The organism is Flavobacterium yafengii, from assembly GCF_030010375.1.
GTDB lineage: Bacteria > Bacteroidota > Bacteroidia > Flavobacteriales > Flavobacteriaceae > Flavobacterium > Flavobacterium yafengii.
In genome coordinates, this window is record NZ_JASCRY010000001.1 from 540,341 (window position 1) to 555,696 (window position 15,356).

At 33.5% G+C, this 15,356-nt stretch carries 17 protein-coding genes; 9 read left to right on the plus strand and 8 right to left on the minus strand.

Translation table 11 applies throughout. From position 1 onward, the window contains the following. Positions 1-46: 46 nt before the first annotated feature. Positions 47-1,414: an undecaprenyl-phosphate glucose phosphotransferase gene (locus QLS97_RS02340; protein ID WP_282714072.1), complete on the plus strand. Its 1,368-nt coding sequence runs from the start codon at positions 47-49 to the stop codon at positions 1,412-1,414. Here the strand turns inward: QLS97_RS02340 and QLS97_RS02345 are convergent. The 5 genes from QLS97_RS02345 to QLS97_RS02365 are packed head-to-tail and all read right to left on the minus strand — an operon-like array spanning position 1,411 to position 5,595. Continuing rightward, positions 1,411-2,595, minus strand: a complete 1,185-nt coding sequence (locus QLS97_RS02345) for a glycosyltransferase family 4 protein (protein WP_282714073.1) — start codon at positions 2,593-2,595, stop codon at positions 1,411-1,413. The genes QLS97_RS02340 and QLS97_RS02345 overlap by 4 nt on opposite strands. Then, positions 2,595-3,683, minus strand: coding sequence for a non-hydrolyzing UDP-N-acetylglucosamine 2-epimerase (gene wecB / locus QLS97_RS02350; RefSeq protein ID WP_282714074.1), 1,089 nt, complete (start codon positions 3,681-3,683; stop codon positions 2,595-2,597). Before wecB ends, QLS97_RS02345 begins: the two co-directional genes overlap by 1 nt. Before the next feature lie 4 nt (positions 3,684-3,687). Beyond that, the gene (locus QLS97_RS02355) at positions 3,688-5,001 is read right to left on the minus strand and encodes a phenylacetate--CoA ligase family protein (RefSeq protein ID WP_282714075.1); all 1,314 of its coding nucleotides are present in this window, start codon (positions 4,999-5,001) and stop codon (positions 3,688-3,690) included. Then, on the minus strand, positions 5,001-5,303 hold the full coding sequence (locus QLS97_RS02360; RefSeq protein ID WP_282714076.1) for a HigA family addiction module antitoxin: 303 nt from the start codon (positions 5,301-5,303) through the stop codon (positions 5,001-5,003). Before QLS97_RS02360 ends, QLS97_RS02355 begins: the two co-directional genes overlap by 1 nt. A gap of 10 nt (positions 5,304-5,313) precedes the next feature. After that, positions 5,314-5,595 (minus strand): type II toxin-antitoxin system RelE/ParE family toxin, encoded by a 282-nt coding sequence (locus tag QLS97_RS02365; RefSeq protein WP_282714077.1) that lies wholly within the window; start codon positions 5,593-5,595, stop codon positions 5,314-5,316. 95 nt (positions 5,596-5,690) lie between these two features. Here QLS97_RS02365 and purD point away from each other — a divergent pair, with 95 nt between their 5' ends. Beyond that, positions 5,691-6,965 carry a phosphoribosylamine--glycine ligase gene (gene purD / locus QLS97_RS02370; protein ID WP_282714078.1) on the plus strand — a complete coding sequence of 425 codons (1,275 nt, stop codon included), beginning with the start codon at positions 5,691-5,693 and terminating at the stop codon, positions 6,963-6,965. Between the two features lie 31 nt (positions 6,966-6,996). On the opposite strand, the gene QLS97_RS02375 is transcribed toward purD, so the two are convergent. Then, a complete protein-coding gene (locus QLS97_RS02375) occupies positions 6,997-7,227 on the minus strand; it encodes a DUF6341 family protein (protein WP_113664732.1) in 231 nt (76 codons plus the stop codon). Between the two features lie 143 nt (positions 7,228-7,370). Between QLS97_RS02375 and QLS97_RS02380 the strand changes: the two genes are divergently transcribed. Beyond that, on the plus strand, positions 7,371-8,300 hold the full coding sequence (locus QLS97_RS02380) for a DUF6427 family protein (RefSeq protein ID WP_282714079.1): 930 nt from the start codon (positions 7,371-7,373) through the stop codon (positions 8,298-8,300). Here the strand turns inward: QLS97_RS02380 and upp are convergent. Beyond that, a complete protein-coding gene (upp, locus tag QLS97_RS02385) occupies positions 8,295-8,948 on the minus strand; it encodes a uracil phosphoribosyltransferase (RefSeq protein ID WP_282714080.1) in 654 nt (217 codons plus the stop codon). The two genes, QLS97_RS02380 and upp, sit on opposite strands and share 6 nt — an antisense overlap. Positions 8,949-9,035: 87 nt before the next feature. Here upp and QLS97_RS02390 point away from each other — a divergent pair, with 87 nt between their 5' ends. Next, on the plus strand, positions 9,036-9,641 hold the full coding sequence (locus QLS97_RS02390; protein ID WP_282714081.1) for a DUF4254 domain-containing protein: 606 nt from the start codon (positions 9,036-9,038) through the stop codon (positions 9,639-9,641). A gap of 48 nt (positions 9,642-9,689) precedes the next feature. Next, complete coding sequence (locus QLS97_RS02395; protein WP_282715526.1) at positions 9,690-10,703, plus strand: glycosyltransferase family 9 protein; 1,014 nt, start codon at positions 9,690-9,692, stop codon at positions 10,701-10,703. Positions 10,704-10,825: 122 nt separating this feature from the next. Here the strand turns inward: QLS97_RS02395 and QLS97_RS02400 are convergent, their stop codons facing one another. Continuing rightward, complete coding sequence (locus tag QLS97_RS02400; protein WP_282714082.1) at positions 10,826-11,878, minus strand: ferredoxin--NADP reductase; 1,053 nt, start codon at positions 11,876-11,878, stop codon at positions 10,826-10,828. 150 nt (positions 11,879-12,028) lie between these two features. Between QLS97_RS02400 and QLS97_RS02405 the strand changes: the two genes are divergently transcribed. The 4 genes from QLS97_RS02405 to QLS97_RS02420 are packed head-to-tail and all read left to right on the plus strand — an operon-like array spanning position 12,029 to position 15,343. Continuing rightward, positions 12,029-12,370, plus strand: a complete 342-nt coding sequence (locus QLS97_RS02405; RefSeq protein ID WP_282714083.1) for a PadR family transcriptional regulator — start codon at positions 12,029-12,031, stop codon at positions 12,368-12,370. A 10-nt stretch (positions 12,371-12,380) separates the two neighbouring features. Beyond that, the gene (locus QLS97_RS02410) at positions 12,381-13,082 is read left to right on the plus strand and encodes a hypothetical protein (protein ID WP_282714084.1); all 702 of its coding nucleotides are present in this window, start codon (positions 12,381-12,383) and stop codon (positions 13,080-13,082) included. Positions 13,083-13,129: 47 nt separating this feature from the next. Further along, positions 13,130-14,599: a DUF5687 family protein gene (locus tag QLS97_RS02415; RefSeq protein WP_282714085.1), complete on the plus strand. Its 1,470-nt coding sequence runs from the start codon at positions 13,130-13,132 to the stop codon at positions 14,597-14,599. A gap of 48 nt (positions 14,600-14,647) precedes the next feature. Continuing rightward, positions 14,648-15,343, plus strand: a complete 696-nt coding sequence (locus QLS97_RS02420) for an ABC transporter ATP-binding protein (protein WP_099713984.1) — start codon at positions 14,648-14,650, stop codon at positions 15,341-15,343. The last annotated feature ends 13 nt before the right edge of the window (positions 15,344-15,356 follow it).

A 15,356-nucleotide genomic window follows, 5' to 3' on the forward strand; every position in this document is an offset into this window, starting at 1 on the left:
TTTTTTTTAAACCGATAAAAAACCAAACAGGTTATATTCGTTAATTATGAGTGCATCTCAAACAGGAAGATATTCAAAGTACATTAGACCCATTAGTATTTTAATAGATCTGACAGTCATCTTGATTCTTGGTTTTTTCTTTTTCAAAGACCTTAATTTCAAGATTGAGTACTTTATTGTTTATCAGGTAGTTGGATGGGTTACGGTTGCTTTTTTTATAAGATTCTACGGGATATATCGTTTTACGACTCCGCTTGAAATTATATCAAAACTAGTCAAGCAGGGCGTTTTATTTCTTTTAATAACCATTGCTTTTTTTCCGTTTTCAAAACAAGTTGTTTTTAGCGGAATAGTGACAGCCATGTTTATATCCTCCGTGATGTTACTAATTACTATTTCAAAATTTCTATTATTTTATTATTTAAAAGAATATAGAATTATAACAGGGAGTAATTATAGAAGCGCTGTCATTATTGGATATACTCCGGAGGCGATAGAATTAAAGAATCTTTTTGAAACAAGAAATGATTATGGGTATCGCTTTTTAGGCTATTTTTCAGATAAGAAGTCAAATCAAAATATTAAAGGGAAATTAGCAGATTTGAAACCTTTTGTACTTGAAAATTGTATAGATGAAATTTATTGCTCGTTAAACGAAATTTCCAACGAGGAATTAAAAGATTTAATTGATTTTGCGGATGAAAATAATAAAACGATAAAATTTATACCCGATACAAAAGAGATTTTTTCGAAAAATTTAAAAATTGATTACTACGAATTTTTCCCGGTACTCTCTTTAAAAAAAACCATGCTTCATGAACCTGCTACAATGGTATTTAAAAGGGTTTTTGACATTGTTTTCTCCAGTATAATTATTGTAGTTCTCTTATCTTGGCTCATTCCATTATTGGCAATTTTAATAAAATTAGAATCTAGAGGTCCTGTGTTTTTCAAACAAGGAAGGCCTGGAATTGATGAAAATGAATTTTTCTGTTATAAATTTCGATCTATGAAAATCAATAAAACAACAGAAATAGAAGCCTCAAAAAACGATCCGCGTGTTACCAAAATAGGGAAGTTTATGCGAAAAACAAGTTTAGACGAAATGCCTCAATTCTTAAATGTTTTACTTGGTGAAATGTCAGTTGTAGGTCCGCGACCGCATCTTTGGGCTCAAAATAAAGTCTACGGAAATAAAGTTAAAAAATATATGGTGCGCCATTATGTTAAACCAGGGATTACGGGATTAGCTCAGGTGAGTGGTTTTCGTGGCAAAATTGAAACAGAAGCCGATATGATTAATAGAATAAAATTTGATGTTTTCTATATTGAAAATTGGTCTTTAATTTTAGATTTAAAAATAATTTCCCAAACGATTATCAATATTTTTAAAGGAGAAGAAAAAGCCTATTAGAAAATATTTTGTCGAATTAAATCTTCTATTTGTATATCGAGATTAAACGAAGTTTGAACGTCATTAAAAATCCGTTTTTTCATTAAATCCAATTCTGATTTTTGAATATTTGAAATGGTTTGCAGTTTCTCGTTCAAATCATCATAGTTTCCTACTTTGGCTACCCAGCCTAAATTATGCTTTTCTGTTATGGTTTCTCCTTCACCACCACCAAAATATAAAACTGGAAATCCCAATGCGCCATACTCGAAAATTTTAGAAGGAACAGAGCCATAAATTCTTGTTTTTAAAGGAACTATTGTAATATCAAACGTTTTTAACATTTTATGTAAAGTGTTGCGGTCCATCATTCCGTAAAAAATAATTTTCTTGTCTGTTTTGGACTGAATTAGCGCTTCTATTTGTTTTTTTTCAGCGCCATCACCAAACAGGTGCAGCTCGATATTTAAGCCTTCTAAATTGATTTTTTGGCACATTTCTAAAACACCTTGCGCCACACCAAAAAGACCGGCATAGAATATTTTAATAGGTTCGTTTTCTCGGGTTTCCAAATCCATTTCAATCGTTTTGTGGTCTGGAAAATTGCGATATAAAAAACATTTTTTTTCAGGGGAAATAGATTGGATATGAGTAATAATTTCGTTGGATTGTCCTAAAATCAAACTTGCTTTTTTGTAGATAAAACGTTCTAAAAATAAAGAAATACGATGCGAAAATGAATTCGCTTTTAAAGCATTCAATTCAACGGCAGCCAATGGCCATAAATCAGAAACATTCAGAATGATTTTTTTTCGCTTCAGCGAAAGAACAAAAACTGAAATAAAAGAAAGCAGTAACGGCGGGGATTGCACCACTACTTTTTGAGGTGTTTTTTGAAGCAATAAGTAAAAAAGCAAACCCAAAGAAAAGGATAAGACAGATAACAGTCTCTTGATTATATTTTTACTATTGCTCGGATAAATCCAAAGGCGTTTCACGAAAATATTTTGTAGATTTTCAGTAACAAAAAATTTGCCCTTGTATTCCGGAAATAATTCGCCTTTGGGATAATTACCTAAAGGACAAATTACAGAAACTTTATAATGGTTTTGATGTAGTTTTAAAGCCAACTGCTCGATTCGATTCGCTGCAGCACCTTTCTCAGGCGGATAATAATTTGATATGATGAGGATTTCTTCCATTATTTTTTTGAAAGTAAAATATCAATTATTCGTTCAGATGCGTTACCGTCCCAAAGTTCCGGAATTCCAGCTTTTCGAGGACCATTTTGAAGAAAATCTCTAAACATTTTATTTAGATTATCAATCGATGTACCAACTAAAGTATTCGTGCCTATGGTTTCCGTTTCAGGTCTTTCAGTATTGTTTCGCATGGTAAAACAAGGAATTCCTAAAACTGTGGTTTCTTCTGAAATTCCACCAGAATCTGTAATGACAGCAAAACTGTTTTTAATTAAAAACATAAAATTCAAATACCCTTGTGGTTCAACAAATAAGATGTTTTTCAAGTTTAAATCTGTTTCTCCTAAAATCGATTTTGTTCTTGGATGAATAGGGAAAATCACTTTTTTATCACCAACCATTTTATCAATTCCTTGCAAAAGTTGAATCAATGATTGCTCTTCATCAACATTCGAAGGACGGTGTAAAGTCAAAATGATGTAATTCTTGGTTTCTAAATTGAATTCATTCCAAAAAAACGGAGCTGAAATTCGATCTAGGTTTTGATACAAAGTGTCTATCATCACATTTCCAACAAAATGAATATTAGAGGAATCGGCCCCATATTTCAATAAATTTTCTCCTGCCCAAGTTGAGGTTGTGAAAAAATAATCGGTTATGCTATCCGTAACAATTCGATTGATTTCCTCGGGCATTGTCATATCACTTGAACGAATACCAGCCTCTACATGAGTTACTTTAATATTTAATTTTTTAGCAACAATCGCGCAGGCCATAGTCGAGTTGACATCGCCAACCACTAAAACTAAATCACATGGATTTTGCAGTAATTCTTGTTCAAATGCGACCATTATTGCGGCAGTTTGTATCGATTGTGAGCCGCTTTTTACTTCCAAGTTTGCATTGGGCTTGGGAATATTTAATTCTTCAAAAAATGTATCGCTGAGGTTTTTGTCATAATGTTGTCCAGTATGAACCAATCGATAGGAGATTCTGGCACCTTCAGCTTGTTTTTTCTCTATCGCTTTGATGATGGGAGCGATTTTTATAAAATTGGGTCTTGCGCCTGCAACTATTGTGATTTTCATAGCATTATTTTACAAATGAAACAAATTGTTTTAATTTTCCGCTTTTGCTGCGTTCTAATTTTTCTTTTTTATGAAAGATGAACACCAGATCGTTTTCTAAATAGAGTGCAATCGCTTTTTCAATTTTTTTTATTTGTGCCAAATTTAATTTGGTTTCGCTCACATATTCAATTTCAAAAGTATCTATTTTAGTTTGTTTTATCACAAATTCTTTTACGTTTCCATCGTCTTCAATAATACTTTTTGTCACATAATAGAAAGTAAGTCCGGGCGATTTTTTTCCGCTGGGTAAAATGGCAACATCATTGGTCCGACCTATTAATTTTTTGAGAATTGGCTTTTGTAACGTGCTTTTTTCATCTAGAATTCCAATATCACCAATGTCATATCGTATGAACGGATGCGCTTTATTGAACAACGAAGTGATTACAATTCGACCTGCTATACCGTTAGGAACCGTTTTATTATTATCATCCAAAATTTCCACAAATAATGTTTCTGAATTAATCTGCCATTCGTTTTGAGGATTTTGAAAAGCAATCAAATCGAGTTCGGAAGCACCATATTCATTGACAATGGGAATGTCAAATTGTTTTTCTAAAAGGATTTTGTCTTCTTCAAAAAGCATTTCAGAAGTTACCATGCATACTTTCAAAGTGGGACAAATTGTGGTTAATACAATGTTTCTCTTTTGTAAAAACTTAGCAAATAAAATTATCGAACTAGTATATCCATTTATATAATCGAATTTTTTAGTTCTAAAATGATTCAAAAATCCTTCTAAAATCTCATCTGATAAATCGAAAATGGAGAACCGAAACCGATGACTTAATAGGTCTTTAAAACGTTCTTTTTGATTGCCTATGAAATCCATCGGAATTCCATAAAAACGCGCTTGGTAGGAAGTATTAAAATCGATTCCATACCAACCAAAACGGTATATGTTTGAAGCCCAAGTCACGGCATGACAATATTTGTCTTTGGCAAAAATAAAAGGAGTTCCGCTGGAACCGGATGTTTTATTGATATAACTGTTTTTAAGAGAGTAATTTTTGGAAAGCTTTTCCAGCAATGGTTTTTGTAAGTTTTTCTTATTCAAAACGGGTAAATCTTCCCAGTTTGTAAAAGTTGTCATTCCTACTAAATCTTTGTAAAAAGTATTATTTTGCAAATGAAAATTGACAATTTCCACTTTTTTATTTTCAAGGAAAACTTTATGTTCCTTTTCGGTAAAGGCTACAATTTTCCGCAATTCGGCTTTAGCCTCCTTCATTGGGAAGCCATTTAGTTGTAGCGATAAGTCGAATAATGGAAGCATCACGCTACTTTTGGAATATCAAAACGTTTGATAGATTGCAATTCTTCGGCTTTATTTCCCTTTTCTTCTTCAATATCAAAATCATCTTGAAGACCCAACCAAAATTTTGCTGAGTTACCAAAATACAGACTCAACCGCAAAGCGGTATCTGCCGTAATTCTTCGGTTTCCTTTAGTGATTTCAGAAATTCTGGTTTGCGGAATTTTCAAATCTTTAGATAAGCGGTAAGCTGTTATTTCTAAAGGAATGAGAAATTCTTCTAATAAAATTTCACCAGGATGTATGTTTTTTAATTTTTCCATTTTGACTATTTTAATGATAATCTATAATTTCTACGGCAGTTGCATTTCCGTCTTTCCAAATGAAAATAATCCTCCATTGATTATTAATTCGAATGCTATAAAAGTCTTTTAAATTTCCATTTAATTTTTCTAATCGGTTAGACGGAGGAATTCTTAAATCGATCAAATCTTGAGAATTGTTCAGCATTCTTAATTTTCTTCTACTAATTTGCTGTATTTCTATTGAAGGTTTTTTTACAACAATTCCATTCCATATTTTTTCGGTTTCTTTAGATCCAAATGAAATTATCATATCTTTAGCGTTACTAACGTCAAAAGTAAGTAAAAAAAATTATTATTTCAACATAAAACGAACTATTTTTGCACCACAACTAAACACAACTACACATGACAATTTTACTACTGGGTTCGGGCGGAAGAGAACATGCTTTTGCATGGAAAATGATTCAAAGTCCACTTTGTGACACACTTTTTGTAGCACCAGGAAATGCGGGAACAGCTTCTATAGCTACTAATGTTGCTATCAGTCCAACTGATTTTGAAGCTATAAAAACGTTTGTTATTCAGGAAAAAGTAGCAATGGTTGTGGTAGGACCAGAAGATCCTTTGGTAAAAGGGATTTATGATTTCTTTTTAAACGATGCTGCATTAAGTCATATTCCGGTTATCGGTCCATCAAAAATTGGTGCGCAACTGGAAGGAAGTAAAGAATTTGCCAAAGAATTTCTAATCAAACATAACATTCCAACGGCTGCTTACGATAGTTTTACTGCAGAAACGGTGGAAAAAGGATGTGAATTCCTGGAAACATTGCAACCTCCGTATGTATTGAAAGCAGATGGCTTAGCAGCAGGAAAAGGGGTGTTGATTATTCAGGATTTGGCAGAAGCCAAAGAAGAATTAAGAAACATGTTAGTGCATCAAAAATTTGGTGCCGCCAGTTCTAAAGTTGTTATCGAAGAATTTCTTGACGGTATAGAATTAAGTTGTTTCGTTCTTACGGATGGAAAAAACTACAAAATATTGCCAACGGCTAAAGATTACAAACGCATTGGCGAAGGCGACACCGGATTAAATACAGGCGGAATGGGAGCTGTTTCTCCGGTTCCTTACGTTGATGCTGTTTTGATGGAAAAAATCGAAACACGCATTGTAAAACCTACTATTGATGGTTTTCAAAAAGACGGAATTCCATACAAAGGTTTTGTTTTCATCGGTTTGATTAATGTAAAAAACGAGCCAATCGTAATTGAATACAATGTGAGAATGGGTGATCCGGAAACCGAAGTGGTGATCCCAAGATTGAAAACGGATTTAGTCGAATTGTTTTTGGCTGTAGCCAATGAAAAACTGGATGAAGTTACTCTGGAAATTGACGAAAGAAGCGCCACTACAATTATGGTAGTGTCTGGTGGATATCCTGAAGATTTCGAAAAAGGAAAAGTAATTTCTGGATTAGAGAATATTCAAAATTCAATTGTTTTTCACGCAGGAACTAAACTGGATAACGGAAACGTAGTGTCAAATGGAGGAAGGGTTTTAACCGTAACTTCGTATGGAAATGATTTCGAAGAGGCCATAAAAAAATCTTACCAAAACATAGCTAAACTAAATTTTGATAAGATGTATTTTAGAAAAGACATTGGAAACGACTTAAAATAGTTTCTAATTATCGTTCACTTTTTTTTAATTATTATTTTAAGAAAGAGTGAGCGGTAGTATCTTGCTTCTCTGTTCCGGCATCTTCAAAAATTTTCAATTGTTTGATCCAATATACCATTGCCGAAGCACAAATAATCATGAAAATCCAATTGATTGTATTTGCAGCAAACCAAGATGATAGCTCTAATGAGCGTAAAAAGTCTAGAGGAGCAAATAAAATATTTACAAATAAGTATTCTATTCCTTCGAAAAATGATTTCATAATGTATAAAATTAATTTTATTAATTGTTTTTGAGGAACTCTGGGTAATAAAAGTTCTTATTTAGAAGAATCTTTTTGAACTTGCAGGGTTTACTTTTTAAACAAGTATTATATTTACGAACACAAAAGTATAAAATATCCTTATGATAACAAGTGTTTTTAGAAAATCTACACCATTAAATTTTTCATTGGTCGTAATTTTAATGCTGGTTTTCTTTTCTATATACCAATTTCAAGAGGTAAGCTGGGCAAATTCCTTCTTTTTAATTCTAAAAAAGGTGGGGTTGTTCTGTGTTTTATTAGCATCTGTTTTTATTACCGATTTTGTTGCCAAGAAAAATGGATTGAGTAAAGACAGTACCTACACGATTTTTTTTTACTTTTTGTTTCTACTTTTTTTCCCTTCCGGATTAGATAACTTAAATCTGATTTTGTCTAATTTCTTTATTCTATTGGCGCTTCGCCGATTGATTTCATTACAATCCCTGAAAGCTTCCAAAGAAAAAATATTTGATGCTTCGTTATGGATTTTTCTGGCTGCACTATTTCATTTTTGGAGTATAATTTTCTTAGTGTTGGTTTTTATATCAATAATTTTCCATGTTTCCAGAGATTATAGAAACTGGATATTACCTTTTATCGCTTTTTTTATTGTTGTAGTTCTGTTTATGATTTACGCAACGGTTTTCGATTTGAATGTCATTGAATACATCCTTAAAAGTGTTCAAATTAATTTTGAAATCGACTATTTCACAAATAATTATCAAAATGGAGCTTTGTCAATCTATGCTACAGTTGCTTTGTTTTTCCTGGTTTCTATGTTTGCCACATTGTCAAACAGACCACAATTGTTGCATACTTCTTTCAAAAAAATTATCGCTTCTTTTTTTATTGGTGTAGTGATTTTTCTGATTTCTGATAATAAAAGTAATGATTTATTACTTTTTACATTTGCGCCTTTGGCGATGATGGCGACCAGCCATATTGAAATCCCTCAAGAAAAATTAAATCAGGAATTAGTTATGTACGTGCTGACAGCCTGTAGTCTTTTTGCTTTTTTCTCCCAATTATAATTTTTCACCGTACGCTAAATCTCCTGCATCTCCTAATCCCGGAACGATGTAACTATGCTCATTGAGTTTTTCGTCTAATGTAGCCACCCAAAGATGACAGTTTTCCGGCAAATGTTTTTCAAGATAGTCGATTCCTTCGGGTGCGGCAATTACAACGGCAATGTGAATCTCTTTTGGCGTCCCGCTTTCCATCAATTTATTGTAAACGGTAACAATAGATTGTCCGGTTGCAAGCATCGGATCAACTAATATCAGATTTTTTTCATTTATAGCAGCAATAGCTTGGTATTGCACTAATATATCAAAATAATCGTCATTATTGGGATGGTGTCGAAAGGCGGATACGAAACCATTTTCGGCATTGTCAAAATAATTCAAAAATCCCAAATGCAAGGGTAATCCAGCTCTTAAAATGGAACATAAAACCAATTGATCGTTAATCTCAGTAGTTTTTTTTATACCTAATGGCGTCTGGATTTCGACACTTTTGTACTGTAATTTTTTACTTAATTCATACGCCATTATTTCGCCAATACGTTCAATATTTCTTCGGAAACGCATGCTGTCATTGTGAACATTTATATTTCGTATTTGTCCTAAAAAATGATTTAGGATGCTATTGTCTTCTGATAAATAATGAATCTGCATGTTTTTATTTTTGCTATTAAACTTATAAATATTTTTATAATCTATAAAAGTATAAAAAAGTATCTTTGTCCTTTAAAATATAAAGATATGTTTTCAAAATTAGCTTACTCCGTATTCGAACAAAGTATTAAAGATTATCATCAGTTTGATAATGTAGACCAACCGATTAATAATCCTTTTCCAAAAGATAAATTCGAACATTTGTTGTATCATAAAAACTGGATTGATACCGTTCAATGGCATTTTGAGGATATTATTCGTGATCCAAATATTGACCCTGTTGACGCTTTGACTTTGAAAAGAAGAATCGATGCTTCAAATCAAGAACGTACGGATATGGTGGAATATATTGATAGTTATTTTCTTCAAAAATACAGTCATGTAAAAGTAAAAGAAGATGCAAAAATCAACTCAGAAAGTCCGGCTTGGGCTTTTGACAGATTGTCTATTTTGGCATTAAAAATTTATCACATGAGAGAAGAAGCTACTCGTGCCGAAGCTTCACAAGATCACAGAGATAAATGTCAAGCGAAGTTGAATATTTTATTGGAACAAAGAACAGATTTGTCTTTGGCAATTGATGATTTATTGACAGATATCGAAAATGGAGATAAATTCATGAAAGTGTACAAACAAATGAAAATGTATAACGATGATGATTTGAATCCTGTTTTGTATCAAAACAAGAAGTAATTTTTGACAACTTTAAAATTGTCAAATAAAATAAAGCATATAGCCGTCATGAGACTTTCCGCAATGGGAGATGTCGCCATGACGGTTCCTGTTTTACGCGCTTTTGTAAATCAGCATCCCGAAGTTAAAATCACGGTCATTTCCAGACCTTTTTTTAAACCTTTTTTCGAAGGAATCCCTAATATTACTTTTTTTGCTTTTGATGAAAAAGAACGGCACAAAGGGGTTGCAGGATTATTGCGTTTGTTCCAAGATTTAAAACGTTTAAACATCGATGCTTTTGCGGATTTACACAACGTTTTGCGTTCTAAAATCATCCGAAACCTTTTTGCTTTAAGCGGAAAAAAAACAGCTTCGGTGGATAAAGGAAGAGTGGAGAAAAAAGCATTGACCCAACCCGAAAACAAAGTGTTCCAGCAACTGCCAACGATGTTTGAAAGACACGTCAAAGTATTTGAACAACTTGGTTTTACTTTTGATTTATCGCATGCAGTTTTTCCTGAAAAAGCAATTTTGAGCCCAGAAATTCTAGCGATAATTGGAGATAAAAATCAGAAACTAATAGGAATAGCTCCTTTTGCACAATATGATTCCAAAGTGTATCCGTTGGATTTAATGAAGGAAGTAATTGACAAATTAGCTTTGGATACAAGTCATACCATTTTGCTTTTTGGCGGTGGAAAAAAGGAAATCGAACTTCTGGATTCACTTGCTTCCAACAAAGAAAATGTCATCAATGTAGCGGGACAACTCAAATTTCAACAGGAATTACAGCTCATTAGTAATCTGGATGTGATGCTTTCCATGGATTCCGGAAATGCGCATATTGCTGCAATGCTAGGCGTAAAAGTCATTACGCTTTGGGGCGCGACGCATCCGTATGCAGGATTTTCACCTTTTAATCAGCCTATAGAAAATGCTTTGGTTTCCGATAGGAATCTGTTTCCAAAATTACCCACTTCGGTTTATGGAAATAAAAAAGTAGATGGTTATGAAGAGGCGATGCGAACGATTGCTGTTGAAGCGATAGTTGAAAAAATTAAAATTGTTTTGAACTGTTAAGGGATTTAGAAAAATTAAGTCCTAAATGATACATCACAAGATGTTTTACAAAAAAAAAGAGTTTGCACATTGCAAACTCTTTTTTTTAATTGAATACCGCTATCGTAAAGGGAACAGTTTCCTTATACATCATCATAATCCACATAAATAGTTTCTGATGTTGGATGCGCTTGACACGTAAGAATCAAACCATCGGCGATTTCTTTATCGGTTAGGATGGAGTTTTTCGTCATTTCGGCAGTTCCGGATGTTACGCGAGCCAGACAGCTGCTGCAAATTCCACCTTGGCAAGAATACGGAGCATCAATGCCTTGTTTTAAAGCGGCATCAAGAACGGTTTGTTTTTGTGACATTTCGAAAGTCGTTTCCTCGTCATCCACCATAATGGTAATTTTAGAATGGCCTCCTAATGATTGTTCTATTTTATTTTCTTTGGTAGAAGAAGAAAACAATTCAAATTTTATTGCTGCTTCTTTAATGTTATGTTCTTTTAAAACTCCAGAAACAGTATTAATCATTTCTTCGGGACCACATAAATAGAACTTATCAAATTCCAATTCCTTGTGTTTGTTATTTAAAACAAAATTTACCGTCGATTTTTCAATTCGACCAAACAAAGCATGTTCTACTTTGGCTTGACTGTAAACATAATGTACAAAAAGACGCCCTACATATTGCAATTGTAAATCGTGTAATTCTTGGTGAAAGATAGTTTCTTCTGGCGTTTTGTTACCATAAACCAATACAAAAGAACTTTTAGGCTCATTTTTCAATACTGATTTTAAGATGGAAAGTACCGGTGTGATTCCGCTTCCAGCTATAAAAGCGGCGTAGTTTTTTTGTCGGCTAACTTGCGGTTCAAAAGTAAATTTTCCTTCCGGTTTTCCTACTTCAAGAACATCTCCAGCTTTGAGTTTTGTGTTAGCAAATTGAGAGAAAGCACCGTTTTTCACTGCTTTTACTGCAATTCGCAATTCTCCGCTGTCAGGAGCTGAGCAAATAGAATAGGCACGACGAATTTCAGCACCGTCCAGAGTTAATCTTAAATTGATATATTGACCGGCAACATAAGTATAATTCGCTTTTAATTCCTCAGGTACGTTAAAAAGTATGGAAACAGCGTCTTTGGTTTCGCGTTTTACTTCTTTTATTATTAATTTCAGAAAGGATGACATGATATTTTTTTTGCAAATATAGTAAACAGAATAGGTTTTTTGAATTCAAAATATTTGAAAATTTATATACCTAAAACTATTATGTATAAGAATCTTATGTATATTTGTTTTTCAAAATGAGATTGCTTCGTGCCTCGCAATGACAAAAAAATGAAAAATTCTCAATTATACAAAGGAAGTCTGAATACAATTATCATGAAATTGCTGGAGGAAAACGGCAAGATGTACGGTTATGAAATCACCCAGAAAGTAAAAGGGATTACCCAAGGCGAATTGAACATCACCGAAGGCGCTTTATATCCTGCCTTGCACAAACTGGAAGCCGAAGGTTTACTGGATGTGGAAATTGAAAAAGTGGATAACCGCATGCGAAAATATTACAAACTCACGGAAAGCGGCCAGAAAGAAACCGTAAACCGACTCTCAGAACTCGAAGATTTCATTCGAAACATGCAGAGTTTAGTGAACCCAAGTCCAAAATTAGAATTTTAATTTTTTGAAAATGAAACTAACCACTCAGCAAATAAACCAACTTTACCTTTTTACCCGTCAGCATTATGTGGAATATTACGATCTACAAACGGAATTAGTCGATCATTTGGCAAACGCCATTGAAACTGAATGGGAACAAAATCCCAAACTTACTTTTGACGAAGTTTTAAATAAAGAATTTAGGAAGTTTGGCGTTTTTGGATTTATGGATGTGGTAGAAAGTCGGCAAGTAGCTTTAGGAAAAAAATACAACCGTATTGTATGGACTGATTTCAAAGGGTTTTTTACGATACCTAAAATTATATTGACAGGGTTTTTGATTTTGGCAGTATTTTATTTTCTTAAAGAATACTATACGATAGAGATTTTTAGGATAGCGATGTTTTTTTTAATAATTAGTATGCTGCCTTTTTTGTTTTTTGAAAACAGAAAAATGAAAAAACGTAAACAGGAAACGGGAAAAATTTGGCTTTTTGAAAAGATAATTTTCAACTATGGAACTTTTCCGTGGTTAATAATTTTGCCCATTCATTTTTTTAATATCATTAGAATTGATAGAACTTCAAATCCAAGTGACTTGGCACTATTTTGCATGAGCCTGTTTATAGTCTCAATGTCTTTGGCGATTTTCATTGTACTAAAAATAATCCCTTCCAAGGCTGAAGCCTATTTAAAACAAACCTACCCGGAATATAAATTAGAAAATTTGTAACGTTTTCTTATTTTGACTACATACTATAAAACCAAAATAACCAAACTATGATTCAAAAATTTCTTTATCTCGAATGGAAAGCATTTTTTAGATCGGCTTCCTTCGCTACAAATTTGGCTTTGAAAATCCTGATGGGTTTTGTGGCCGTTTATTTCATTTTAATTTTCCTGGCATTAGGAGTCGGGGCATTTTATATTTTAAAGAAAATGAATCTGGATCCAATTGTTAGCGTGAATCAATTCATGATTTACTATATACTGATGGATTTAATCATTCGATTGCTGTTGCAAAAAATCCCCGTGATGAACATTCGTCCGATGTTGATTTTTCCAATAAAAAAATCCACGATTGTTCATTTCTCTTTAGGAAAAACCGTTTTGTCCTTCTTTAATTTGGTACATGGTTTTTTCTTGATTCCGTTTTGCGTTGTTTTAATTATCGAAGGTTATGATGTGGTGTCAGTGGTACTTTGGTATACCGCATTGTCTTCTTTAATATTTATCAATAATTTTCTAAATATTCTACTGAGTAATAAAGACAATTTATTTGCCATTTTCATAGCAATAGCAGCTGTTTTAGGAGGATTACACTATTATGGACTCTTTAATATTACGGATTATACAGCGCCATTTTTTGATGCCATTTTCAATACGTATTGGGCTTTTGCCATTCCAGTTCTGGCTTTAATCGCTATATATTATATCACATTCCAGTATTTCAAAAAGAATTTATATCTGGATGCGGGATTGTCTAACAAACACGATGTTGCCAAAACGGAGGAGTTGACTTGGTTAAACCAATTTGGAACCATCGGAACCTTTTTGAAAAATGACATTAAATTAATCAAAAGAAACAAACGATCTAAAACCACAGTAGGACTGAGCGTAATGTTTCTTTTTTATGGTTTTCTTTTCTTTACCAATGCAATTGAAGTATACAATAATCCTGTAATGCACATTTTTGCAGGGATTTTCGTTTCCGGTGGATTTCTAATTACTTTCGGACAATTTGTACCCAGCTGGGATAGTGCCTATTACCCGTTAATGATGACGCAAAACATTCCTTACAAAGGCTATTTGAGTTCTAAATGGTGGCTGATGGTGATTGCTACAATAGTCACCACAACCATTGCCTCTTTCTATCTTTATTTTGGATGGCAGGTATATTTAACTATTGTTGTGGGTGCGATTTATAACATTGGAGTCAATTCCCATTTGGTTTTGCTGGGTGGCGCGTATACCAAAACGCCAATCGATTTGAGTTCCGGTAAAGGCGCTTTTGGAGATAAAAAAGCATTCAATGTAAAAACCATGCTAATTTCACTACCACAATTAGGATTGCCCGTTTTATTGTATTGGTTAGGCGCTAAATTAGGCAATGCCAATGTAGGATTAGTATTAGTGGCTTCGGCAGGAGTAATAGGATTTGCATTAAAAGACAAGGTTTTCTCCTTGATTGAGAAAATCTATAAATCCGAAAAATACGCGACCCTAGCGGCATACAAACAAAAAGGATAATCCAGCGATTAACGAAATCAAAAAATAACCGAATAAACTTTTTCAAAAATGATACAAGTAAACAACCTTTCGAAAACATACAACGGAACAACCGTATTAAAAATAGATACTTTAGAAATAAAAAAAGGCGAAAGCTTTGGATTAGTGGGAAATAACGGAGCAGGGAAAACTACTTTTTTCAGCCTTTTATTGGATTTAATCCAGCCTTCAACAGGGAATATTGTCAATAACGAGGTACAAGTAAACACCAGCGAAAACTGGAAACCGTTCACCGCTTCTTTCTTGGACGAAAGCTTCCTGATAGGCTACTTAACTCCCGAAGAATATTTTTATTTCATAGGCGATTTACGCGGACAAAACAAAGCCGATGTCGATGCTTTATTGGCTACACACGAAGAATTTTTCAACGGAGAGATCCTTAAAAACAAGAAATATTTACGCGATTTATCCAAAGGAAACCAGAAAAAAGTGGGCATCATCGCCACATTAATCGGGAATCCGGAAGTGATTATTCTTGATGAACCGTTTGCCAATTTAGATCCAACGACACAATTTCGATTAAAAAAAATCATCAAGGATTTAGCCGATAATCCGGATGTTACGGTGCTAGTTTCTAGCCACGATTTGTTGCACACCGTTGAGGTAAGTGATAGGATTGTCGCATTGCACAAAGGCGAAGTGGTCAAAGACATTCAAACCTCTGAGGAAACCTTAAAGGAATTAGAAGCATTTTTTGCAGTTTAAACATAAAAGAACT

What these genes read in the sequence shown, in the direction of transcription:
- QLS97_RS02340 (WP_282714072.1), top strand. Translation starts at nt 47, where the DNA reads ATGAGTGCATCTCAAACAGGAAGATATTCAAAGTACATTAGACCCATT.
- QLS97_RS02345 (WP_282714073.1), bottom strand. Translation starts at nt 2,595, where the DNA reads ATGGAAGAAATCCTCATCATATCAAATTATTATCCGCCTGAGAAAGGT.
- wecB (WP_282714074.1), bottom strand. Translation starts at nt 3,683, where the DNA reads ATGAAAATCACAATAGTTGCAGGCGCAAGACCCAATTTTATAAAAATC.
- QLS97_RS02355 (WP_282714075.1), bottom strand. Translation starts at nt 5,001, where the DNA reads ATGCTTCCATTATTCGACTTATCGCTACAACTAAATGGCTTCCCAATG.
- QLS97_RS02360 (WP_282714076.1), bottom strand. Translation starts at nt 5,303, where the DNA reads ATGGAAAAATTAAAAAACATACATCCTGGTGAAATTTTATTAGAAGAA.
- QLS97_RS02365 (WP_282714077.1), bottom strand. Translation starts at nt 5,595, where the DNA reads ATGATAATTTCATTTGGATCTAAAGAAACCGAAAAAATATGGAATGGA.
- purD (WP_282714078.1), top strand. Translation starts at nt 5,691, where the DNA reads ATGACAATTTTACTACTGGGTTCGGGCGGAAGAGAACATGCTTTTGCA.
- QLS97_RS02375 (WP_113664732.1), bottom strand. Translation starts at nt 7,227, where the DNA reads ATGAAATCATTTTTCGAAGGAATAGAATACTTATTTGTAAATATTTTA.
- QLS97_RS02380 (WP_282714079.1), top strand. Translation starts at nt 7,371, where the DNA reads ATGATAACAAGTGTTTTTAGAAAATCTACACCATTAAATTTTTCATTG.
- upp (WP_282714080.1), bottom strand. Translation starts at nt 8,948, where the DNA reads ATGCAGATTCATTATTTATCAGAAGACAATAGCATCCTAAATCATTTT.
- QLS97_RS02390 (WP_282714081.1), top strand. Translation starts at nt 9,036, where the DNA reads ATGTTTTCAAAATTAGCTTACTCCGTATTCGAACAAAGTATTAAAGAT.
- QLS97_RS02395 (WP_282715526.1), top strand. Translation starts at nt 9,690, where the DNA reads ATGAGACTTTCCGCAATGGGAGATGTCGCCATGACGGTTCCTGTTTTA.
- QLS97_RS02400 (WP_282714082.1), bottom strand. Translation starts at nt 11,878, where the DNA reads ATGTCATCCTTTCTGAAATTAATAATAAAAGAAGTAAAACGCGAAACC.
- QLS97_RS02405 (WP_282714083.1), top strand. Translation starts at nt 12,029, where the DNA reads ATGAAAAATTCTCAATTATACAAAGGAAGTCTGAATACAATTATCATG.
- QLS97_RS02410 (WP_282714084.1), top strand. Translation starts at nt 12,381, where the DNA reads ATGAAACTAACCACTCAGCAAATAAACCAACTTTACCTTTTTACCCGT.
- QLS97_RS02415 (WP_282714085.1), top strand. Translation starts at nt 13,130, where the DNA reads ATGATTCAAAAATTTCTTTATCTCGAATGGAAAGCATTTTTTAGATCG.
- QLS97_RS02420 (WP_099713984.1), top strand. Translation starts at nt 14,648, where the DNA reads ATGATACAAGTAAACAACCTTTCGAAAACATACAACGGAACAACCGTA.